Origin of the sequence: Pseudomonas arabinosi (genome assembly GCF_047758675.1) — a bacterium.
GTDB lineage: Bacteria > Pseudomonadota > Gammaproteobacteria > Pseudomonadales > Pseudomonadaceae > Aquipseudomonas > Aquipseudomonas arabinosi.
In genome coordinates this window covers 5,281,755-5,306,628 of the sequence record NZ_CP180480.1, presented here as the reverse complement: position 1 = coordinate 5,306,628, position 24,874 = coordinate 5,281,755, and the positions used below count along the sequence as shown (strand labels likewise).

At 62.8% G+C, this 24,874-nt stretch carries 3 protein-coding genes and 1 pseudogene; all 4 read left to right on the top strand.

The genetic code is table 11. The features are described 5' to 3' along the window. The first annotated feature begins 160 nt into the window (after positions 1-160). Positions 161-11,134, top strand: a complete 10,974-nt coding sequence (locus ACMXYJ_RS24655; RefSeq protein ID WP_415757294.1) for an amino acid adenylation domain-containing protein — start codon at positions 161-163, stop codon at positions 11,132-11,134. Continuing rightward, complete coding sequence (locus ACMXYJ_RS24650) at positions 11,134-22,896, top strand: non-ribosomal peptide synthase/polyketide synthase (protein ID WP_415757293.1); 11,763 nt, start codon at positions 11,134-11,136, stop codon at positions 22,894-22,896. The genes ACMXYJ_RS24655 and ACMXYJ_RS24650 overlap by 1 nt, the downstream gene beginning before the upstream one ends. 166 nt (positions 22,897-23,062) lie before the next feature. Next, positions 23,063-24,019: an alpha/beta hydrolase gene (locus ACMXYJ_RS24645; RefSeq protein ID WP_415757292.1), complete on the top strand. Its 957-nt coding sequence runs from the start codon at positions 23,063-23,065 to the stop codon at positions 24,017-24,019. Between the two features lie 561 nt (positions 24,020-24,580). After that, a pseudogene (locus ACMXYJ_RS24640) lies at positions 24,581-24,808 on the top strand (DUF6124 family protein); the annotation flags it as partial. Between the last annotated feature and the right edge of the window lie 66 nt (positions 24,809-24,874).

Here is a 24,874-nt window from a genome sequence, read left to right as displayed (position 1 = left end):
GCGAGCAGGCTCGCTCCCACAATGATTTTTGACACCCTGACACTCCGCGTTCTACCTCCTTTCTGATACTTGTTCTCATTCGTTAATTTTTCCGGTCTGCATTCGTTTTATAGGGACGACGTGCCTTTGTGCTTCCCGCCACTGATCCGGATGCTAAGAAATGAATGCTGAAGACTCCTTGAAACTTGCTCGCCGGTTTATCGGGTTGCCCCTGGAAAAGCGCCAGATGTTCCTTGCGGCCTTGCAAAAGGAAGGCGTTGATTTCGCCCGTTTCCCCATTCCTGCCGGCGTCGAAGCCGAAGATCGCCAGGCGTTGTCGTACGCCCAGCAACGCATGTGGTTTCTCTGGCAGCTGGACCCGCAAAGCGGCGCCTACAACCTGCCGGGCGCGGTGCGTCTGACCGGGCAGTTGAACCTGTCCGCGCTGGAACAAGCGTTCGCCAGCCTCGTTGAACGTCACGAAACCCTGCGCACGGTGTTCCAGCGCCAGGCCGACGACACCTTGCTGCAAGTGCCGGCCAGCGCGCCGTTGGTCATCGATCAGGTGGATTTCAGCGCATTACCGGCCACGGAGCGCGAAAGGGCCGTTGCCCAAGCCGCCGAGCAGCAATCCGTGCTGCCGTTTGATCTGGCAACCGGCCCATTGCTGCGCGTCACCTTGCTCAAACTCGCCGATCAGGAACACGTTCTGCTGCTGACCCTGCACCACATCGTTTCCGATGGCTGGTCGATGAACGTGCTGATCGACGAATTCATCCGCTGCTATGACGCCTTTGAGGCGGGCGCACAACCGCAACTCGCGCCATTGCCGATCCAGTACAGCGACTATGCGTTGTGGCAACGCCGCTGGCTGGAGGCGGGAGAACAGGCGCGTCAACTCGACTACTGGCAGGCGCAACTGGGCGCCGAGCACCCGGTGCTGGAACTGCCCACCGATCACCCGCGCCCGGCGATGCCGAGCTATCGCGGCACCCGTTACGAGTTCGCCGTCGACGCTCAGTTGGCCGAGCAACTGCGGGCCACGGCGCAGAAGCACAACATCACCCTGTTCATGCTGTTGCTCGGCGCCTTCAACGCGCTGCTGCACCGTTACACCGGGCAGACTGACATCCGCGTCGGCGTGCCGATCGCCAACCGCAACCGCGCCGAAGTCGAAGGCCTGATCGGCTTCTTCGTCAACACCCAGGTGCTGCGCATCCAGCTCAACGGCCAGACCCGCGTCGACGACTTGCTGCGTGCCATCAAAGAAACCGCCCTCGGTGCCCAGACCCATCAGGACTTGCCGTTCGAGCGCCTGGTCGAGGCGCTGAAACTGGAACGCAGTCTTAGCCATACGCCGCTGTTCCAGGTGATGTACAACCACCAGCCGCAGGTCGCGGACATTTCTACGGTCAGCACCGCGTCCGGTCTGGCGCTGGGCGTGATCGAGTGGGAAGGGCGCACCACTCAATTCGATCTGACCCTCGACACCTATGAAAAGGGCGGCAAGCTGCACGCCGCGCTGACCTACGCCAACGACCTGTTCGACGCGGCGACCATCGCGCGCATGGCGCAGCACTGGACGCATTTGTTGCAGGGCATGGTCAGTGATTCGCAGCAGCGCATCAGTGATTTGCCATTGCTGGAGAGCGCGGAATACCAGCGCATCGTGCATGACTGGAACCGCGCTGACGAAAGCTTCCCGCAAGACCTGTGCATTCATGAGCTGATCAGCCAGCAAGTCGTCGCGAACCCGAATGCGCTGGCGGTGACCTTCGCCGCCAAACAGCTGACCTACGCCGAACTAGACCATCAGGCCAATCGTCTGGCACATCGGTTGATCGAACTGGGCGTGGGCCCGGAGGTCCGGGTTGGCGTGGCGATGCAACGCTCCGACAACCTGTTGGTGGCGCTGCTGGCGGTGCTCAAGGCGGGCGGCGCTTATGTGCCGCTGGACCCGGATTACCCGGCCGAACGCGTTGCCTACATGCTCGAAGACAGCCGCGCTTTGGTGCTGCTGACTGAGCAAGCTGTCGCCGCAACATTGAACGTGCCGGCGGATACGCAAGTGTTGCTGATGGACGATACGGAGTGGGCCGCTTACCCAAGTAGTGCGCCGATGATTCGCGTCACACCAGACAACCTCGCCTACGTGATCTACACCTCCGGCTCCACCGGCAAACCCAAAGGCGTGGCCATCGCCCACCGCAACGTGCTGGCGCTGATCGAGTGGTCGAAATCGGTCTACAGCCGCGAAGACATCCAAGGCGTATTGGCGTCGACGTCGGTCTGTTTCGACCTGTCGGTGTGGGAACTGTTTGTCACCCTGGCCAACGGCGGCTCGGTGATCATCGCCCGCAACGCCCTGGAATTACCGCAGCTGCCGGCCCGAGATCAGGTGCGCCTGATCAACACCGTGCCGTCGGCGATCAATGCGTTGCAGCGCGACGGGCAGATCCCGCCAAGCGTGCGCATCATCAACCTCGCCGGCGAGCCGTTGAAGCAGAGCCTGGTGGACGCGTTGTATCAGCAGTCGACCGTCGAGCATGTCTACGATTTGTACGGTCCGTCCGAAGACACCACCTATTCGACCTGGACCCGCCGCGAGGCCTTTGGCCGCGCAAACATCGGCCGACCGCTGAAACACACCGCCAGCTACTTGCTGGACGCTGACCTGCAACCGGTGCCGCAAGGCGTGTCTGCCGAGCTGTACCTGGCTGGCGCCGGCATCACCCGTGGTTACCTGGCGCGACCGGGCATGACCGCCGAAAAATACGTGCCGAACCCGTTCTCCAACACCGGCGAACGCCTGTACCGCACTGGCGACCTGACTCGTTATCAGGCCGACGGCACATTGCAATATGTCGGTCGTATCGACCATCAGGTCAAGGTGCGTGGCTTCCGCATCGAGCTCGGCGAAATCGAAGCGCGGCTGTTGCAGCAGGACGCCGTGCGCGAACTGGCGGTGTTGGCGCAGGACGGCGTCAACGGTCAGCAACTGGTCGCGTACATCGTGCCGACCGATCCATCGCTGCTGGACGACATCGACGCTCAAACGACCCAGCGTGAAACCTTGAAAACCGCGCTGCGCCAACACCTGCCGGACTACATGGTCCCGGCGTTCCTGCTGTTTCTCGAACAGCTGCCACTGACCCCCAACGGCAAACTCGACCGCAAGGCCTTGCCAGCGATTGACGGCTCGCAGCAACAACGCGAACACGTCGCGCCGCGCACGGCGATGGAAAAATCCCTGGCCGCGATTTGGCAGGACGTGTTGGCCATCGAAAATGTGGGTCTTGAAGACAACTTCTTCGAACTGGGCGGCGACTCCATCGTTTCCATGCAAGTGGTCAGCCGTGCGCGTCAGACCGGGATCGTGTTGAGCCCCAAAGACCTGTTCCAGCACCAGACCATCCGCAGCCTGGCCCAGGCCGCTCGCAGCGGTGAGCAGCCATTGATTGACCAAGGTCCAGCGGTTGGCGCGGTGGCGTTGGCGCCGGTGCAACAGTGGTTTTTCGAACAAGCCATTCCTGAACTTCAGCACTGGAACCAGTCGCTGCTGCTGGTGCCGCGCGAGGCGTTGAACGTCGAGGCGCTGGATCGCGCGCTTGAGCATTTGCTGACCCATCACGACAGCTTGCGCCTGCGTTACGAACAAACCGCCGAAGGTTGGCAACAATCCTATGCCGCGCCGACCACTGAATCAGTGTTGTGGCAACGTCAGGCGCAATCGCTAGAAGAACTCAACGCTCTGTGCGACGAAGCCCAACGCAGTCTCAATCTGCAAAATGGCCCGCTGATGCGCGCGCTGCTGGTTGCGATGGCCGACGGTACCGAGCGTTTACTGCTGGTCATTCATCACCTGGCGGTGGACGGTGTTTCCTGGCGCGTGTTGCTCGAAGACCTTCAGCAGTTCTATAGCGGCGGTAATGTGTCGCTGGCGAAAACCAGCAGCTATCAACGCTGGGTCGCTCGCTTGCAGGATCATCTGCCAGTCTTTGAAAACAGCCTCGGACACTGGCAGACCCAACTGAAAAACGCGCCGAGCGATCTGCCGTGCGATCGCCCAACCGGCGCACTGGAAAACCGCTTCGAACAAAAACTCGAACTCAAACTCGACGCCGAGCAAACCCGCAAACTGCTGCAACAGGCCCCGGCGGCCTATCGCACCCAGGTCAACGACCTGCTGCTGACCGCCTTGGCTCGCGCGGTTTGCCGCTGGAGCGGGCAGGGCAGCACGCTGATCCAGCTTGAAGGCCATGGCCGCGAAGACCTGTTCGACGACATCGACCTGACCCGCACCGTGGGTTGGTTTACCAGCCTGTTCCCGGTCAATCTGATGCCCTCCAGCGATCTCGGCGCGTCGATCAAATCCATCAAAGAACAACTGCGTGCCGTGCCGGACAAAGGCCTGGGCTATGGCGCGCTGCGCTACCTCGGCACCCCGGCGATTCGCGCCGAATTGGCGGCGTTGCCGCAACCGCGCATCACCTTCAACTATCTGGGCCAGTTCGACCGTCAGTTCGACGATGCCGCGATATTTGTGCCGTCCACCGAAGGCAACGGAGTCGCGCAAGATCCATCGGCACCGCTGGGCAACTGGCTGACGGTCGAAGGCCAGGTCTACGGCGGCGAGTTATCGCTGAGCTGGGGGTTCAGCCGCGAGATGTTCGACGCCGCGACCATCCAGCGTTTGGCGGACGATTACGCGCTGGAACTCAACGCGTTGATCGATCACTGCTGCGCCGTTGAAGCGCCGCAAGCCACGCCGTCGGACTTCCCGCTGGCGCGCATCAGTCAGGCGCAGCTCGATGGATTGCCAGTGGCGGTCGCGACGCTTGAAGACCTCTATCCACTGTCGCCGATGCAGCAGGGCATGCTGTTCCACACCCTGTACGAACCTGAAGTCGGCGCCTACATCAGTCAACTGCGTCTGGACATCCAGGGGCTCGATCCAGTGCGATTCGCTCAGGCCTGGCAAACCGCGCTGGAGCGTCACGACATCCTGCGCAGCAGCTTCCATTGGCAAGGCCTCGACACCGCGCACCAGGCGATTGTCCGCCAAGTGGCCCTGCCGCTTGAAGTGCTTGAAGCGACCGACACCGATGCGCTGGCCGACGCCGAACGCGCCCAGGGTTTTGCACTGGGCAGCGCGCCGCTGTTCCGCTTGAAGCTCATCCGCACGGGCGTCAATGACTGGCACCTGATCTACACCAGCCACCATATTTTGATGGACGGCTGGAGCAATGCGCAGTTGCTGGCCGAAGTGATCCAGCACTACGCCGCGGGGCATACGCTGCCGGCACCAACCGGGCAATACTGCGATTATCTGGGCTGGTTGCAGCAGCAATCGGCCGCCGCTGGTGAGCAGTTCTGGAAAGCGGCATTGGCACCGCTGGAAGCGCCGACGTTGCTGGCCGAAGCCTTGCGGCCGCCGGTCGGCGCCGAGGGCAGCGAGGAATACCGCATCGCCCTCGACAGCCGCGCGACCCAGCGTCTGGCCGAGTTCGCCCGTCAGCAGAAAGTCACCCTCAACACCTTGCTGCAAGCGGCGTGGAGCCTGTTGCTGCAACGCTACAGCGGTCAGGATTGCGTCGTTTTCGGCGCCACGGTCGCTGGGCGTTCCGCGCCGCTGCCGGGCATCGAAGAGCAGCTCGGGCTGTTCATCAACACGCTGCCGCTGGTCTGCGCGATCAAGCCGGATCAAACCGTCAGTCAATGGCTGGGCGAGTTGCAAGGGTTGAACCTGGCCATGCGCGAGTTCGAGCATGTGCCGCTTTATGACATTCAGGGGTGGGCGGGGCAGCAGGGTTCGGCGCTGTTCGACAGCCTGCTGGTGTTCGAAAACTTCCCGGTGGCTGAGGCGCTGAAACAGGGCGCACCGGCCGGTCTGTCGTTCGGCAACCTGCACAACCACGAACGCACGCACTATCCGCTGACCCTGGGCATCGAACTGGGCGAAGGCCTGAGCCTGGACTTCAGTTACGACGCGGCGCGGTTCAGTGCGGCGCAGGTCGCTGAGTTGTCGGCCAATCTGCAGCATCTGCTGACGCAACTGGTGGCGCAGCCGGACGCGGCACTGGGCACGCTGGAGTTGCTCGATGTCGACGGCAAAAACGCGGTGCTCGCGGTCAGCCAACCGGCTGCAGTTGAGTTATCCACAGCATTTTTGGCGCACGAACAAATCGCCGCTCAGGCCGCCGCCACCCCAGATGCGATGGCGTTGCAGGTCGATGGTCAGACCTTGAGCTACGGCCAATTGAACGCGCAGGCCAACCGACTGGCCCATCGCTTGATCGAAAACGGTGCCGGCCCCGGCAAGCGCGTCGGCCTCGCGCTGAACCGTGGTCCGCAACTGATCGTCAGCCTGCTGGCGGTGCTAAAAAGCGGTGCTGCCTATGTGCCGCTGGACCCGAAATACCCGGCCGAACGCCTGGCCTACATGATCGACGACAGCCGCCTCGACGTGCTGCTGTGCGAGTCCGGCCTGCTGGAAAATGTGCCCGGCGTGCGACGTCTCGGCCTTGATGACAGCGCCGACTATCCCGACAGCGACCCGCAAAACCATGCGGTCGCCGACGATCTTGCCTACATCATCTACACCTCCGGTTCCACCGGTAAGCCCAAAGGCGTGGCCATCGCCCATGCCGCGCTGCGCGAGTTCTGCCAGACCGCCGCCGACTATTCGCTGCTGTCGGCGTCGGACCGCGTGTTGCAGTTCGCGACCTTCAGTTTCGATGGCTTCGTCGAGCAGTGCTTCCCGGCACTGTGCGTCGGTGCGGCGTTGATCATGCGCGGCGATGATGTGTGGGATGCCGGCCGCCTCGCCGCCGAAATCGTCCAGCAAGGTGTAACCGTGGCGGATTTGCCGGCGGCTTACTGGTACTTGCTGGCCCGGGAATGCGCGAGCGGTGTGGTATGCAATCTCGGTGAGTTGCGTCAGGTTCATGTCGGCGGCGAAGCGATGTCGGTCGAAGGTCTGCGCTTGTGGCATCAGGCCGGTTTGAGCCATGTGCGATTGCTCAACACCTACGGCCCGACCGAGGCGACCGTGGTGTCCAGTGTTCATGAATGCCATCTCGAAGATGCCAGCGACGCGTTTGGCATCCCGATCGGTCGAGCCATCGCAGGTCGGGCGCTGTACGTGCTGGACGCTGCCGGTCAACTGCTGCCAAACGGTGGCGTTGGCGAATTGTGCATCGGCGCGCCGGCCAGCCTCGCCCAGAGCTACTTCGACCGCCCGGCGCTGACCGCCGAACGCTTCCTGCCGGACCCCTTCGCCCGTGAGCCGGGCGCGCGGCTGTACCGCAGCGGCGATCTGGCGCGCTACAACGCTGACGGGAATCTGGAATACGTCGGCCGTATCGACCATCAAGTGAAGATTCGCGGCTTCCGCATTGAAATGGGCGAGATCGAAGCCTGCCTGCAAGCCCGTGAGGACGTGCGCGAAGCGGCGGTTATCGCTCAGGACGGCACGCAACTGGTGGCGTACATCGTGGCCGGCGGCGTGGTGGTTTCAGAGACGGAATATCTGGAAGGCCTCAAAGCCGTTCTGCGCCAGTCGTTGCCGGAATACATGGTGCCAAATCACCTGATCCTGCTGGCCAAACTGCCGCTCAACAACAACGGCAAACTCGACCGCAAAGCCTTGCCGCGTGCTGAGGCGGGCGATGCACAACGTGACTTCGTGGCCCCGACCGAAGGGCTGGAAACGCAACTCGCGCTGATCTGGCAGGACGTGTTGCAGGTCGAACGCGTGGGCCGTGACGACAACTTCTTCGAACTGGGCGGGCACTCGTTGCTGGTGCTTCAGGTGATCTCTCGCGTGCGTCAGCAGCTGCAACTTGAACTGTCGGTGAGCAGTCTGTTCTCCGCCGCGAATCTGGCGGAATTTGCCGAGCGTGCCGCGCCGGCGGATGTCAGCGGCCAACCGGTGCTGCAACGTGCAGCGGTCGATCAGCCACACATTCTGTCGTACGCCCAACAGCGCCAATGGATTCTCTGGCAGCTGGACCCACAGAGTTCGGCCTACAACATTCCCGCCGCGCTACGCCTGAAGGGCTCGCTGAATCGCGAAGCCCTGCGCGAATCCTTCACTCAACTGCAGGCCCGTCACCAAACCCTGCGCACAACCTTCGAGCAGGACGGCCAGCAGGCGCGTCCGGTGCTGCACGACAATCTGGCGCTGCAACTGGATGAACGCACACTCGATCAGTCGTCGATCGACAATGCCGTCGCCGAAGAAATCGCCCGTCCGTTCGACCTGCGCAACGGTCCGCTGTGGCGCGTGTTGCTGCTGCAAGTGAACACCGACGAACACGTGCTGGTGCTCACCGTGCACCACATCGCTGCCGATGGCTGGTCGATGCAGGTCATGGTCGATGAATTCAGCGCGTTGTATCAGGCTGCCATCGAAGGTAACGCCGCCAACCTCAACAGCCTGCCGGTGAACTACAGCGACTACGCCCGTTGGCAGCGTGACTGGCTGGAGGCCGGGGAGGGCGCACGCCAGCTGACGTGGTGGCGCGAGCAACTGGATGGCAGCCAGGCACCGCTTGAGTTGCCGAGCGAACTGCCCCGTCCGGCCCGCCGTACTGAGCGCGGCGCCAGTCTGGTATTGAACGTTGACCGCGAGTTGCTGGCGGGTTTGCGTCACCGTGCCCAGGAACAACAGGTGACGCTGTTCATGCTGTTGCTGGCCAGTTTCCAGACCTTGCTGCATCGCCAGAGCGGGCAGTCGAGCATCAGCGTCGGCGTGCCGAGTGCCGGTCGTTCGCGCCTCGAAACCGAAGGCCTGATCGGCTTCTTCATCAACACCCAGGTGCTGCGTGCCGAGATCGATGGGCAGCAGTCTTTCAGCACGTTGCTGCAACAGGTCAAACAGGTCGCATTTGGCGCTCAGGCCAATCAGGACTTGCCGTTCGAGCAGTTGGTCGACGCCTTGCAGCCGGACCGCAGCCTCAATCACAGCCCATTGTTCCAGGTGCTCTACAACCATCAGCAGCAGTTGGGTGCGAGCGTCGAGCGCAGCGTCGCCGACTTGCAGGTCGAGCGTCTGCACTGGCAGCAACACACCACGCAATTCGATCTGGTGCTCGACACTCAAGAGCAGGGCGAAGAACTCGATGCCAGTCTGACTTACGCCACTGACCTGTACGACGAGGCGTCGATGAACCGCCTCGCCGAGCAGTGGCTGAACCTGTTGCGAGCCGTGGTCGAAGATCCGCAGCAGCGCGTCGCCGAACTGCCATTGCTGCAAGCACCGCAACGCGATGCGTTGATCCAGCACTGGAACCCGACGTTCCAGGCGCAACCGCCGTCGCCAACCCTGCACCACTTGTTCGAAGTTCAAGCCGCACAACGGCCGAACGCAATCGCACTGGTCTACGAAGGTGAGCAACTGACCTACGCCGCGCTCAACGCTCAGGCCAACCGACTGGCGCGCAAACTGCGTGAACAGGGCGTCGGCCCCGAGGTGCGCGTCGGCATCGCCACCGAACGGGCGATGCCGCTGGTAGTCGGCTTGCTGGCGATTCTCAAGGCCGGCGGCGCCTATGTGCCGCTCGATCCGCAATACCCGGCCGAGCGCCTGAGCTACATGATCGAAGACAGCGGCATCACGTTGCTGCTGACCCAACAACACTTGATCGACGGTTTGCCGGCCCGCGACGGCGTGCAGGTGCTGAGCCTGGAGTCGTTGCAACTGGAGGCCTTCAGCGCCGACAACCTGCCCGCGCTGGCGACCCCGGAAAACCTCGCTTACGTGATCTACACCTCCGGTTCCACCGGTCGGCCGAAGGGCGCATTGCTCAGCCACGGCAACGTCGGGCGTTTGCTGACCGCCACCGCTGCCGAGTTCAACTTCGGCCCGAACGATGTCTGGACGCTGTTCCACTCCTACGCCTTCGATTTCTCGGTGTGGGAGCTGTTCGGTTCGCTGTGCACCGGCGGGCGCCTGGTGATCGTGCCGTATTACATCAGCCGCGAGCCGCAGGAGTTTCACCGCTTGCTCTGTGATGAAGGCGTGACGGTGTTGAACCAGACCCCGACCGCGTTCCGCCAGTTGTTGCCGATTGCCTGCGCCAGCGAGCGAAACCTGGCGCTGCGTCAGGTGATTTTCGGTGGTGAAGCGTTGGAAGTCGCGAGCCTGCGTCCATGGTTCGAACGCTTCGGCGACCAGCAGCCAACCCTGGTCAACATGTACGGCATCACCGAAACCACGGTGCACGTGACCTACCGTGCGATCCGCCTGGCCGACCTCGACGGCAAGGCCCAAAGCCCGATTGGCCTGCCGATTCGCGACCTGCGCTGGTACCTGCTCGACAGCCAGTTGCAACCGGTGCCGGTGGGTGTGGCGGGTGAGTTGTACATCGCCGGCGCTGGTCTGGCGCGCGGTTATCACGGGCGTTTCGGCCTGACGGCTGAGCGCTTCGTGCCGAGCCCGTTCGAGGCTTCGCAGCGCCTTTATCGCAGCGGCGACCTGGCGCGTCAGCGTGCCGACGGCAGCATCGATTACCTCGGCCGGATCGACCAGCAAGTGAAGATCCGTGGCTTCCGCATCGAACTGGGTGAAATCGAAGCCGCGCTGCTGGCCCAACCGGGCGTGCACCAAGCGGTGTTGAGCGTGCATTCCAGCGACGGCTGCCCGCAGTTGTGCGCCTATGTCGTGGCCGAGCAAACCCCGCACGACCCGATCACCTGGCGCGACAACTTGCGCGCCGCGCTCAAGGTGGATCTGCCGGATTACATGGTTCCGAGCCACTGGTTGCTGCTCGACGCCTTGCCGCTGACCGGCAACGGCAAGCTCGACCGCAAGGCCTTGCCGGTTCCCGATGCTCAGGAATGGCAACGCCCGTTCGAAGCCCCCGAAGGCGATCTCGAACGGCAACTGGCAGACATCTGGGCTAGCGTGCTGGGCGTGGCGCAGATCGGCCGACGCGACAACTTCTTTGAACTGGGCGGGCATTCGTTGCTCGCCGCCCAGGCCAGTGCCCGCGTGGAACTGGAACTGGGCATCGAGCTGCCGCTGCGCGCGCTGTTCGAATCCACCGACCTTCAGGCTTATGCCGCCATGGCCGGGCAACACGCCCCGGCTGACAACGATGCACGTCTTGATGCGCTTGAGTCGCTTCTCGACGAGATGGAGATCAACTGATGGAACACACCACTGCCCAGCGTATCGCCACCCGCTTCGCCGGCCTGCCGGCTGACAAGCGCCGCGAGTTTCTGTTACGCATGCAAGAGCAGGGCGTGAGCTTTGGCCAACTGCCGATTCCGCCCGCTGCCGAGCCGCAAACGACCTTCGAACTGTCGTATGCGCAGCAGCGCCAATGGTTCCTCTGGCAGCTTGATCCGCAAAGCTCGGCGTACAACATTCCAGCCGCGCTGCGTTTGCACGGGCCGCTGAATGTCGCGGCGTTGCAGCAGAGTTTTGACGTGCTGCTGGAGCGGCATCAGAGCTTGCGCAGCCGTTTCGTCGAGGATGACGGTCAGGTGGTGCAGACACTGGCGGGCTTCACTTCGCTGCCGATCGAGCAGATCGACTTGCGTGCCGAGCCTCAGGAGCAGCGTCTCGATCTGGCCATGAAAGCGGTCGAGCAGGACATCGCCGGGCCGTTCGATCTTCAGCACGGTCCGCTGTTGCGGGTCAGCCTGTTGCAGCTCGACGCCGAAGACCATGTGCTGTTGCTGACCTTGCACCACATCGTCACCGATGGCTGGTCGATGGGCGTGTTGGTCGAGGAGTTTTCCCGACTCTACGCCGCGCATTGCCAAGGGCAAAACGCAGCGCTGGAAGCACTGCCGATTCAGTATTCCGATTACGCCCTGTGGCAGCGCCGCTGGATGGAAGCGGGGGAGCTGGAGCGTCAACTCAACTGGTGGCGTGAAACACTGGGCAGCGAACAACCGCTGCTGGAACTGCCGACTGATCGTCCACGCCCGGCACAACCGAGCCAGCGCGGTGCGCGTCTGGATTTCGCCCTCGATGCCACGTTGGCCAGCGGTCTGATGAGCCTCGCCAAACAGCGCGGTGTCACCCCGTTCATGCTGTTGCTGGCGAGTTTTCAGGCCTTGCTCTATCGCTACAGCGGTCAGTCCGACCTGCGCGTTGGGGTGCCGATTGCCAACCGTAATCGCGCGGAAACCCGTGGCCTGATCGGCTTCTTCGTCAACACCCAGGTGATGCGTGCTGAACTGGACGGGCGTCTGCCGTTCAGCCAATTGCTCGACCAGACCCGCGCCGCGTCGCTGGATGCCCAGGATTATCAGGACTTGCCGTTCGAGCGTCTGGTGCAGGCGCTGCAAGGTGAACGCAGCCTGAGCCACAGCCCGTTGTTCCAGGTGATGTTCAACCACCAGCAAGCCAAACCGGCGGCGGTCAGCGGCTTGCTCGCGGGCCTGCGCGTCGAAGCATTGAACGCCACGGCGCACACCACGCAATTCGATCTGCAACTGGACACGCAGGAAGAGGGCGACAAGCTGTTCGCCAGCCTGACGTATGCCACCGATCTGTTCGACGCCGAGCGCATCGAGCATTTAGCGCGTCACTGGCGCAATTTGTTGGCCGGTGTGCTGGCGAACCCGCAATGCCCGCTCGCCGAGTTGCCATTGCTGGAGGCCGACGAGCGCCTGCGCATCCTCGATGACCTGAACGACACGGCTCAAACCTATCCGGGCGAAGTCTGCGTGCAACGCCATTTCGAAGCACGCGTGGCAGAAAACGGTGAGGCAGCAGCGCTGGTGTTCCAGGGGCAGCGCCTGAGTTACGCCGAGCTGAATTTGCGCGCCAACCGTCTGGCCCATCACTTGCGCGTCCAAGGCGTAGGCCCTGAAGTGCTGGTGGGGATTGCCTGCGACCGCTCTTTCGAAATGGTCGTCGGCCTGCTGGCGATTCTCAAGGCCGGCGGCGCGTACGTGCCGTTGGACCCGGAATACCCGATTGATCGCCTGAGCTACATGATCGAGGACAGCGGCATTTCGCTGTTGCTGACTCAGGAACATCTGCTGGCGCAACTGCCGACCCCGGACAACGTGCGCACCTTGTGCCTGCACGCCGAGGCTGACTGGCTGAGCGACCTGCCGGGCACTGATCTACCAAACCTTGCTGTCGCAGAAAACCTCGCCTATGTGATTTACACCTCCGGTTCCACCGGCAAACCCAAGGGCGCGGGCAACCGTCATGTGGCATTGCATAACCGTCTGGAGTGGATGCAGCAAGCCTACAACTTGCGGCCTACGGACCGCGTGCTGCAGAAAACGCCGTTCAGTTTCGACGTGTCGGTGTGGGAGTTTTTCTGGCCGCTGATGAAGGGCGCCACCCTGGTGATCGCCGCACCGGGTGAGCATCGCGATCCGCAACGTCTGGCCGCGTTGATCGTCGAACAGGCGATCACCACGCTGCACTTTGTGCCGTCGATGCTCTCGGCATTTATCGGCGCGGACGAGGCGCTGGCCTGCACCTCGCTGCAACGGATCATTTGCAGCGGTGAAGCGCTGCCGATGGAACTGCAACGCCAGACCCTGCGCAGCCTGCCGCAAGCCAATCTCTACAACCTGTATGGCCCGACCGAAGCGGCCATCGACGTGACTCACTGGACCTGCGTGGAAGAGGGTCGCGACAGCGTGCCGATTGGTCGCCCGATCGCCAACCTGCGCACCTGCATCCTCGACAGCGAACTGCAACCGTTGCCACTGGGCGCGGTGGGCGAGTTGTACCTGGGCGGTGTCGGCCTGGCGCGCGGTTATCACCGCCGTGGCGCGCTGACTGCCGAGCGTTTTGTGGTCGACCCGTTCGGCAGTGGCGAACGCCTGTATCGCACCGGTGACCTGGCGCGCTATCGCGCTGATGGCGCCATCGACTACTGCGGGCGTATCGACCACCAAGTGAAGATTCGCGGTTTGCGCATCGAACTGGGCGAAATCGAAGCGCGTCTGCAACAACATGCGGACGTGCAGGAAGCCGTGGTGCTGGCCCTCGACGGCCCGAGCGGCAAGCAACTGGTTGCGTACATCGTGCCGCAAGATCGAGCCTTGGTCAGCGCCGATGCCGAGCAGCAAGGCGCGTGGCGCGAAGCCCTGAAAAGCCATTTGCTGGCGAGCCTGCCGGATTACATGGTGCCGGCGCAGACCGTGCTGATCGAACAGATGCCGCTGAGCCCCAACGGCAAACTCGACCGCAAATGCCTGCCCGCGCCAACCGCGCAAGTCAGTCAGCGCGCGTTCGAAGCGCCACGCAGCGAACATGAACAGGTGCTGGCGCAGATCTGGCAGGACGTGTTGGGTGTGGAGCAGATCGGGCGTCAGGACAACTTCTTCGAACTGGGCGGCGACTCGATCATTTCGATTCAAGTGGTCAGCCGTGCCCGTCGTGCCGGCCTGAGCCTGCAACCGCGCGACCTGTTCCAGCAGCAGACGTTGCAAGCGCTGGCCACGGTAGTGAAAGAACAGGCGGCACCGTTGGCGCAGCAAGGGCCGGTGGACGGTGTGCAGAAACTCACGCCGATTCAACGCTGGTTCTTCGACGAGCCGATTCCGCAACGCGCGCACTGGAACCAAGCCGTGTTGCTGACGCCGCGTGAAACCCTCGAATTGCCGCGCCTGCAAGCGGCGCTGCAACGCCTGCTCAAACAGCACGATGCGCTGCGTTTGCGCTTCAGTCAGGTCGACGGTCAATGGTCGGCGCGGTATGTCGGGGCCGACAGCGCCGATGTGATCGACATGCTCTGGACCGCTCGCGTGGCCAGCGATGCCTCGCTGGAATCGGTGTGCGACGAAGCCCAGCGCAGCCTCAGCCTGCAAGACGGTCCGCTGCTGCGCGTGGCGTTGATCGCCCAGGCGGATGGTTCCCAGCGGTTGCTGTTGGTGATCCACCACTTGGCGGTGGACGGTGTGTCCTGGCGGGTGTTGCTGGAAGATTTGCAGGCCGCCTATCAAGGGCAAGAGCTGCCACCGAAGACCAGCGCCTTCCAGGCCTGGGCCGACAAGCTTGACGCATACGCACGTTCCGAAACCGCTGCCGGCGAACTGAACTGGTGGCAGGCGCAACTGAGCGTCGCCAATGATTTGCTTCCAGCCGCCAACGCTCAAGCCAGCCAGGCCGGGCACTTGCGTCAGGGCGTCAGCATCGGCCTGGATCGCGAGCAGACTCGCCAGTTGCTGCAACAGGCGCCAGCGATCTACCGCACGCAAGTCAACGACCTGCTGCTGACCGCACTGGCCCGCACCCTCAGCCGCTGGACCGGCGATGCATCGGCGTTGATTCAGCTCGAAGGCCACGGCCGCGAAGAGCTGTTCGACGACATCGACCTGACCCGCACCGTCGGCTGGTTCTCCAGCCTGTTCCCGGTACGCCTGACGCCGACCGCCGACCTTTCGGGTTCGATCAAGGCGATCAAGCAGCAACTGCGCGAAATCCCCGGCAAAGGCATGGGCTACGGCCTGTTGCGCTACATGGGCGATGCCGCGACCCAAGCGGCGCTGGCCGCGTTGCCGCAAGCGCGGGTGACGTTCAACTACCTCGGCCAGTTCGACCAGAGTTTTGCCGAAGACGCACTGTTCACCCCGGCTCGCGAATCCAGCGGTGCCGCGCAATCCACCGATGCACCGTTGCCTAACTGGCTGTCGGTGGACGGTCAGGTCTATGGCGGTGAACTGAAACTGGACTGGACCTTCAGCCGCGAATGTTTCGACCTGCGCGAGATCGAAGCACTGGCCTCGGATTTCCGCAGTGAGTTGCTGGCGCTGATCGCTCATTGCCTGAGCGATGGCGCAGGCGGCGTGACCCCGGCGGACTTCCCGTTGGCGCGTCTGACTCAAGCGCAACTCGATGGTCTGCCAGTGCCTCCGGCGCAAATCGAGGACCTGTACCCGCTGTCGCCGATGCAGGCCGGTTTGTTGTTCCATAGCCTGTACGAGTCGGAGTCCGGCGCCTATGTGAACCAGCTCAGCGTCGAAGCCCGCGGGCTCGATGCCGAACGGCTGGGCCGCGCGTGGCAAGCGGTGCTCGACACTCATCCGATCCTGCGCAGCAGCTTCCACTTCCCCGACGGCTTCGAAGCGCCGATGCAATTGGTGCATCGGCATTTGCAATTGCCGATGACCTGCCTCGACTGGCGCGACCGCAATGATCAGACCGAAGCGCTGGTGCAACTGATCGACAGCGAACGCCTGCAACTCGATTCGACCCGCGCGCCGTTGATGCGTTTGACCCTGGTGCGACTGGACGATGAGCGTCAGCAACTGATCTACACCCACCATCACTTGTTGCTCGATGGCTGGAGTAATTCACTGCTGTTGAGCGAAGTCCTGCAGCGTTATGCCGGGCAAGACGTGCAGGCGCCGATTGGGCGTTTTGCCGACTACATTGGCTGGCTGCAACGTCAGGATGCGCAGGCTGACGAACTGTTCTGGCGCGAGCAGCTGGCGACCCTCGACAACCCGACCCTGCTGGCCCAGAGCCTGGCCCATGGCGACAGTAAAAACCTGTCGACGGCGGAATTCGCCGATCACCGCCAGACCTTCGATGTCGCCACCAGCAAACGCTTCAGCGACTTTGCCCGCCAGCAAAAAGTGACGCTCAACACCTTGGTCCAAGGTGCCTGGGCACTCTTGCTGCAACGCTACAGCGGTCAACGCAGCGTCGCGTTTGGCGCAACCGTGGCGGGGCGGCCGGTGGACTTACCGGGTGCTGAAAGCCAACTCGGCCTGTTCATCAACACCTTGCCGGTGATCAGCAGCCCGGACGCGGTTGAAAGCGTCGGCCAGTGGCTGACCCGCTTGCAGGCGCAGAACCTGGAATTGCGTGAGCATGAATTCACCGCGTTGGGTGACATTCAGCGCTGGGCCGGGCGTGCCGGTGAGCCACTGTTCGACAGCCTGTTGGTGTTCGAAAACTTCCCAGTCGCCGAGGCGCTGCAACAGGGCGCGCCGGCCGGTTTGAGCTTCTCGATCCCGCAGAACCACGAACGCACCAACTTCCCGCTGACGCTGGCGGCCACTGCCGAAAGCCAGCTCAGCCTGAACTGGAGCTATCAGTGCAGCCACTTCAGCGCCGAGGCGATTGCCCGCATGAGCGAGCATTTGGCCGCGCTGCTGGCAGCGATGGTCGCCGCGCCACAGGCTGCATTGAGTGAACTGGACCTGCTGACCGCGCCGGAACGCGCGCAACAATTGGTCGAGTGGAACCCCGCATTCACCGCGACGGAAAACCCGCTCTGCGTGCATCAGTTGATCGAGGCTCAGGCCGTCATCCGACCGGACGCCACGGCACTGATCTTCAACGACCTGGAACTGAGCTTCGACCAACTCAACCGCCGCGCCAACCAATTGGCCCATCGCCTGCGCGCACTGGGCATCGGCCCGGAAGTGCGGGTCGGCCTGGCGATGCAGCGTTTGCCGGAGATGATCATTGGCCTGCTGGCGATCCTCAAGGCCGGCGGCGCGTACGTGCCGCTGGACCCGGCGTACCCGGCCGAGCGCCTGCGTTATCTGATGGAAGATAGCGGCATTTCGCTGCTGATCAGTCAATCGTGGCTGCGGGAAAAACTGCCGTTGCCGGAAGGCCTGTCGGTCCTGGAAATCGACCGCGAGCCGCTGGAGCACATGTCGGAAACCAACCCGGTCAACCTGACCTGCGGCGAAAACCTCGCGTACCTGATTTACACCTCAGGCTCCACCGGGCGGCCGAAAGGCGTCAGCGTGGCCCACGGTCCGCTGGCCATGCATTGCCTGTCGATCGGCGAGCTGTACGGCATGACCCCGGATGATCGCGAGCTGCAGTTTGCTTCGATCAGCTTCGACGGCGCCCACGAGCGCTGGCTGACGCCACTGGTGTTCGGTTCGGCCGTAATGCCCCGCGACGACGAGTTGTGGAGCGTGGAGCGCACTTGCGCTGAAATCGAAAAGCACGGCATCACCATCGCCTGCTTCACCCCGACCTATCTGGGGCAGATCGCCGAATTCATGGGCGAAGCGGGGCGCGATCTGCCGATCCGCTCCTACACCCCATGCGGCGAAGGCATGGCCAAACATGCGTTCGATGAAGTCCAGCAAGTGCTGCAACCGAAGCGCCTGATCAACGGCTACGGCCCGACCGAAACGGTGATCACGCCGCTGATCTGGCTGGCGTACCCGGATACCGAATTCGACTCGGCGTTCATGCCGATTGGCCGGCCGGTCGGCAACCGCAGCGCCTATATTCTGGACGGCGGCTTGCAGCCGTTGCCGGTTGGCGTGGCGGGCGAGTTGTACCTGGGCGGCGAGGGCGTCGCCCGTGGTTACCATCAACGACCGGACCTGACCGCTGAACGCTTCGTGCCGGATCCGTTCATGCCGGGCGCGCGTTTGTATCGCAGTGGCGACCTCGCGCGGTTCCGTGCCGACGGCGTCGTTGAATACCTTGGCCGTATCGACCAGCAAGTGAAGATTCGCGGGTTCCGTATCGAACTCGGAGAAATCGAAGCCTGCCTGCTGGAACACGAAGGCGTGCGTGAAGCGTTCGTGATCGATCGCGAAGGCCCGGTCAGTCGCCAGTTGGTCGGTTACGTGGTGCCGCGCGATCCGCTCGCCGACGAGCACGATTTGCGTGAAGCGCTGACGTTGCACCTGCGCAGCCGTCTGCCGGCGCACATGCTGCCGGCGCATTTGATGTGCCTGGCCGCGTTGCCGCTGACGCCGAACGGCAAGCTTGATCGCCAAGGCTTGCCAGCGCCTGAAGCGTCGCGTCAGAACCACGATCAAGTCGCCGCTGCGTCGCCGGCCGAAACATTGCTGGTGGAGATCTGGCAGGAACTGCTGGGGCTGGAGTCGGTGGGCGTCACCGAGAACTTCTTCGAGCTGGGCGGTGACTCGATCATCTCGCTGCAAGCGGTGAGTCGTGCCGGTCAGCGCGGGTTGGTGTTCAGTCCGAAGCAACTGTTCGAACAGCAGACCATTCGTGCACTCGCTGCGGTGGCGACCAGCCGTGAAGCGGTGTTGGTTGAAGCGCCGAAAGTCCCGGCTTTTGCGCTGGTGCCGCACATCGACATCGCCGCCCGGGTCGGTCTGCAAGACCTGTATCCGCTGTCGCCGATGCAGCAAGGCATGCTGTTCCATTGCCTCGATTCACCGGAGCTGAACCCCTACGTCAACCAGTTGAGCGTGGCGGTGGACGGCTTGCAGGTGCCGCGTTTCCGCGCCGCTTGGCAATCCCTCGTCGAACGTCATGAAGTGCTGCGCGCGGCGTTCCGCTGGCGCGATGGCTTGGCCGATCCGCTGCAAGCGGTGTTCGCTGATGTCGAGTTGCCGATTGAAGAACTCGACTGGCGTGAGCGTACCGACACCGAACAGGCGCTGAGTGAACTGGCGGCTGCGGAGCAGGCCAAGGGCTTCGACCTGAGCTGCCCACCGCTGATGCGTTTTATCCTGGTTCGCCTGGGTGATGACCGTTACCAGATGATCTGGATCTACCATCACCTGTTGCTGGACGGCTGGAGTGCTTCGCACCTGTTGGGCGACATGCTGCGCCTGTATCACAACGACAGCCTGCCGACCCTGACCGGTCGTTACGCCGACTATATCGCCTGGCTGCAACGCCAGGACGGCACGCAAGCGGAAGGCTTCTGGCGAGAACGACTGGCGTTGCTCGAAGAACCGACCATTCTGGCCAAGGCTTCCGGTGCGACGGGCTCCGGTCACGGCGTGATGTACAGCAACCTCGACGCCGAGGCGACGCGCAAACTGCACAGCTTCGCCAAGCGTCAGCGCGTGACCCTCAACACACTGGTGCAAGGCGCGTGGCTGTTGCTGCTGCAACGCCACAGCGGCCAACGCAGTGTCGCGTTCGGCGCCACGGTGGCGGGGCGTCCGACCGGGTTGGCCGGCGCGCAGGACATGCTCGGCTTGTTCATCAACACCTTGCCGGTGATCCAGACCCTCGATCCGCAACAGCCGTTGGGCGAGTGGCTGCGCGACTTGCAGGATTACAACCTGATGGTCCGCGACTACGAACACACGCCGTTGTCGGACATTCAGCGCTGGGCCGGGCAGGGTGGCCAAGGCTTGTTCGACAGCATCATCGTGTTCGAAAACCATCCGGTGGACCGCGCCTTGAAAGGAGGCGAAGAAGGCGAGCTGCGCTTTGCCGAAGTCGGCAGCGGCGGGGTGACCAACTTCCCGATGGACTTGATGGTCAGCGCCAATGAAGAAGGCCTGGAAGTTGAGTACCTGTTCCTGCGTGATCGCTTCAGTGAAGTGGAAGTAGAGCGGATTCGTGCGCAGCTTGAGGGTTTGCTGCGTGCGTTGCCGGAGGATGCCACGCGTCTGCTTGGCAACATTGGTTTGCCTGAGGCGCGTTTGAGTCTGCCGCAGGTGTCCGACGACAACGCCGATTTGCTGCAAGCGTTCAATCAGCATGTACGCACGCAACCGCAGAAAGTCGCCTTGATCTGCGAGGATCGGGAAGTCAGTTATGCACAGCTTGAGGCGCAGGCCAATGGGCTGGCGCAGCAGCTGATTGGTCGCGGCATCGGCCCGGAACGTCTGGTAGCGGTGGCGTTGCCGCGTTCCGAACGCACGATTGTCGCGTTCCTCGCGGTGCTGAAAGCAGGGGCGGCGTATCTGCCGTTGGACCTCGCATACCCAGCCGAGCGACTGGCTTATATGTTGAGCGATTCGGCGGCCAGCCTGTTGCTCTGCGACAGTGATCTGGGCGAGCGACTGACCCTGGCCGACAGCCCGCCACGTTTGTTGCTCGATCAACTGACGGTTACTGACAACGTTGAGTGCCCGGATTCCCAGCCGTTGTCGGGGCATCTCGCGTATCTGATTTACACCTCCGGTTCCACCGGCCAACCGAAAGGCGTGGCCGTGGCGCGTGGTCCGATTGCCCGGCATTGCCGCGGCATCATCGAGCTCTACGAACTGGCACCGCGCAGCCGCGAGTTGCACTTCATGTCGTTCGCCTTCGACGGCGCTCAGGAGCGTTGGCTGAGTGTGCTGTTGGCCGGCGGCAGTCTGGTGATCCGTGACGACAGTTTGTGGACCCCGGAGCAAACCCTGGAAGTGCTGCATCGTCACGGCGTCACCGTGGCCTGCTTCCCGCCGGCGTACCTGCAACAGATGGCCGAGGTGGCTGAACGCCTGGGCAATCCACCGGCGGTCGAGGTGTATTGCTTTGGCGGTGATGCGGTGCCGGAGGCCAGTTTCGAGCAGGTCAAACGGGCTCTGCGTCCGCAGCGTCTGGTCAACGGTTACGGCCCGACCGAAACCGTGGTCACGCCGCTGTTGTGGCGTGCCGAGGTCAGCGAAACCAGCGACGCGGCGTATGCGCCGATTGGTCGTGGTGTGGCCGGGCGGGGCTTGTATGTGCTGGATGCGGACCTCAATCCGTTGCCGGCCGGTGTCAGCGGCGAGTTGTACCTGGGCGGCGAATGCCTGGCGCGCGGTTATCACCAGCGTCCCGGCATGAGCGCCGAGCGTTTCATTCCGGACCCGTTCGAGGCCGGTGGCCGCATGTACCGCACCGGCGACCTGGTGCGCCAGCGTGAATGCGGGTTGATCGACTATCTCGGTCGTCTTGATCAGCAAGTGAAGATCCGTGGTTTCCGCATCGAACTGGGCGAAATCGAAGCGCGTCTGCGTGATTGCGCCGGGGTGCAGGATGCCGCCGTGGTGGTGCACGACACGCCGACCGGCAAGCAATTGGTCGGTTATGTGGTGGCGGCCGGTGCTGTTGGGCTGGATCGTCGCTTGAAGACTGAACTGCAAGCGCAACTGCCGGATTACATGGTGCCGGCGCGAATCATGGTGCTGGAGCGTTTCCCGCTGTCGGCCAACGGCAAGCTTGATCGTCGCGCACTGCCTACGCCGGAATGGGCGCTCGGCGGTTATCGCGCACCGCGCAACGCACTGGAAACAGCGCTGACGGCGATCTGGCAGGAGGTGCTCGGCGTGCCGCAAGTGGGCATCGACGACAACTTCTTCGAACTCGGCGGCGACTCGTTGCAGGTGCTCAAAGTCATTTCGCGGGTGCGCAGTCAGCCGCAATTGGGCTTTGAATTGAAGTTGCGCGACTTGATGCAGAAACCCTGCATCGCCGAACTCAGCGGCTATCAGGCTGCCGAGCCGGCATCTGCACCGGACCCGTTGCTGGCACTGAATGCGCGAATCCCCAGCGTGCCGGCGCTGTTCTGCCTGCACGCCGGTTTCGGCACGGTGTTCGACTACGAACCGCTGGCCCGTCGACTGGAAGGCCGGCGCACGGTGTACGGCGTGCAATGCCGGATGCTGCTCGACCCGCGCTGGCAGGACGAGTCGCTGCTGGCCATGGCGCAAGCCTATACGCAACGGATTCGCAGTCAGCAGGCCAAGGGCCCGTATTACTTGCTGGGCTGGTCGCTTGGTGGCGCGTTGACGCAATTGGTCGCCCACGAACTGGAAACCCAGGGTGAAACGGTCGCGTTTGCCGGGCTGGTCGACAGTTACGTGGCGGGTACCGCAGAAGCGGGGGACTGGCGCGAGGACCTGGGCGACTTCCTGAAGTTTGTGCTCGGTCTGCCGGCCGATGAGGCTCAGGCGTTGATTGCGCTGAAAGCCGCTGATTTGAATGAGCGCGAGGGCTCCACGGCGGTGATCGAGGCGGCGATGCACGGCTCCAATGAGCAAGCTGCGTTGGGCGCAGGGGAACTCACGCAGATCTTCGCCACCGGCTCACGCCTCAAGCAACTGGCGTTGGCGCATCGGCAACTGCCGGTGATTCAGATTAAGGCGCATCGTTGGTGGGTGGCCGAGCGTGATGACGAGCGTCGAGTGTTCGAGGCCCAGGTTGGCAGCCACGGTGTTGATCGCTTGTTGGCGGGCGGGCACTACGAGTTGCTGCGCGGTGACGAGTTGCTCGACGAGCTTGAAGACCTATTGGAACGCCGATTGGCAATCGCTTAAACGGGAGCGCCACGGTCCCCTGTAGGAGCTGTCGAGTGAAACGAGGCTGCGATCTTTTTAAGATCAAGATCAAAAGATCGCAGCCTCGTTTCACTCGACAGCTCCTACAAAAGCTCCGCTCGTTTCAAGATTTTGTATTGACCTATTTGTGTAGAAGGATTTTTCCATGGCTGTGTTGCCAGAACTTGAAGCATTTCTAGAACTCGCCGAGTTCGGCCGGATGACCGGCAAAAGTCGCGCGATGCATGAACAGTCGCCACAACAGGCGCGGATCGATTTCGAAGCGTCGTCGGGGTTTCTCGATGTGCCGCTGGACAGCGTTGCCTGCGAGAACTTCATCATCGCCGCGCGAGATGGCCACAGCCTGTCGGCAAGGGTGTATCGCGACGGGCAACCGGTCGATGGGCTGCAACCGGTGGTGTTGTATTTCCATGGCGGTGGCTACGTGGTCGGCAGTCTCGATTCCCATGATGCGCTGTGCCGGCGGCTGGCCTCACAGGGCGGTTTTGCCTTGTTGACGGTGGATTATCGCCTGGCGCCGGAATGGCGCTTCCCGACGCCGGTGCAGGATGCCTGCGATGCGGGGAACTGGCTGGTGCGTGAAGGCGCGGCACATGGCCTGGACGCAACGCGGGTGGCCGTGGCCGGTGACAGCGTGGGCGCGACATTGGCGACGGTGTTGTCGATCATGGCGGTGCGTGAACCTGAGGAACTGGCGTTGAAACCCAAGGCGCAATTGTTGGTGTACCCGGTGACGGATGCCACCACCAAGCGCGCGTCGCATCGGGATTTCGCCGAGGGTTATTTGCTGGAGACGCCGACGCTGGATTGGTTCTATGCGCATTACGGGCGTACGCCGCAAGACCTGACGGATTGGCGATGTTCGCCGTTGCTGGCGGAGGATCTGTCGGGCGTGGCGCCGGCGCTGGTGTACCTGGCCGGGCATGATCCGTTGCATGACGAAGGGCTGGCGTATGCGGATCGACTGCGTGCGGCGGGGAATGAGGTGACGTTGCTGGAACAGCCTGGAATGACCCATGACTTTTTGCGCATGGCGGGGTTGTTGGGGGAAGTGGAAGGGATTCATTCGGAAGTGGCGGGGTGGGTGCGTTCGCGGGTCTGATCTGAGCCAGCACGCACCATGTCATCGTTCTACGCGAGCAAGCCCGCTCCCACACTAGATCTACAGTGGGCACAGAGTCTGTGTGCGACCGAGATCAAATGTGGGAGCGGGCTTGCTCGCGAAGAGGGAGTGTCAGTCGACATCGCCGTTGCCTGACACACCGCTTTCGCGAGCAAGCTCGCTCCCACATGGACCGCGTTTAAACATGGCTTGAGCCGGCGTGTTTAAAAGACCTGCAGGTTACTTCCTGAAAGCTACAACGCCTTGCGTCGTTGCCTACGACTACGCCAGAATCCGCCGGCTTGTGCGCCTTGAGCCTGGGTTTTATCGTTTCCCGGTCGCTGAAAACCAGCGTCCGGATTTGACCGTCCGAGTTAATCAAGGCGTGCACATGCCCAAGAGAAGTTCAGGCTTTTTGCGGTGGCTGTGCGCGGGACACCTTCGGGTGTGCCGGATACCTTGATTTCCGGTCGGTCAACCCGCGTACAGCTGCCACCTTATTCGTTTGACCGCGGACGGTCGCAGCTCCACTAATCAAGGAGCACCACTATGTTCAAAACCACCCCACGCACACCCGGCACCCTGTTCATCGTCCACCCGGAGCTCGATACCGAAACCCTGCTGGCCCATGCGTGCGAATCGCTGGCCTCGGCCAATGTCATGACCCTGGACCTGGCGGATCAAATGGACGGGCCGAGTCGCAACTCCCTGCTGGGCATTGCGCAAGTCATCATGCTGGGGGAGCTGGCGGTGAACCGGGCGCTGGATAGGCTTGATTCGGCTGAGTAGCCACTGCGCCCTGTGGTGAAGGGGGGCTGGTGGATCTTGAGTCAAACCCAAGTTTCAGAGCTTTCC

Bases quoted from the DNA above. Each gene is read 5' to 3' on its own strand.
- ACMXYJ_RS24655 (WP_415757294.1), top strand. From the start codon at position 161: ATGAATGCTGAAGACTCCTTGAAACTTGCTCGCCGGTTTATCGGGTTG.
- ACMXYJ_RS24650 (WP_415757293.1), top strand. From the start codon at position 11,134: ATGGAACACACCACTGCCCAGCGTATCGCCACCCGCTTCGCCGGCCTG.
- ACMXYJ_RS24645 (WP_415757292.1), top strand. From the start codon at position 23,063: ATGGCTGTGTTGCCAGAACTTGAAGCATTTCTAGAACTCGCCGAGTTC.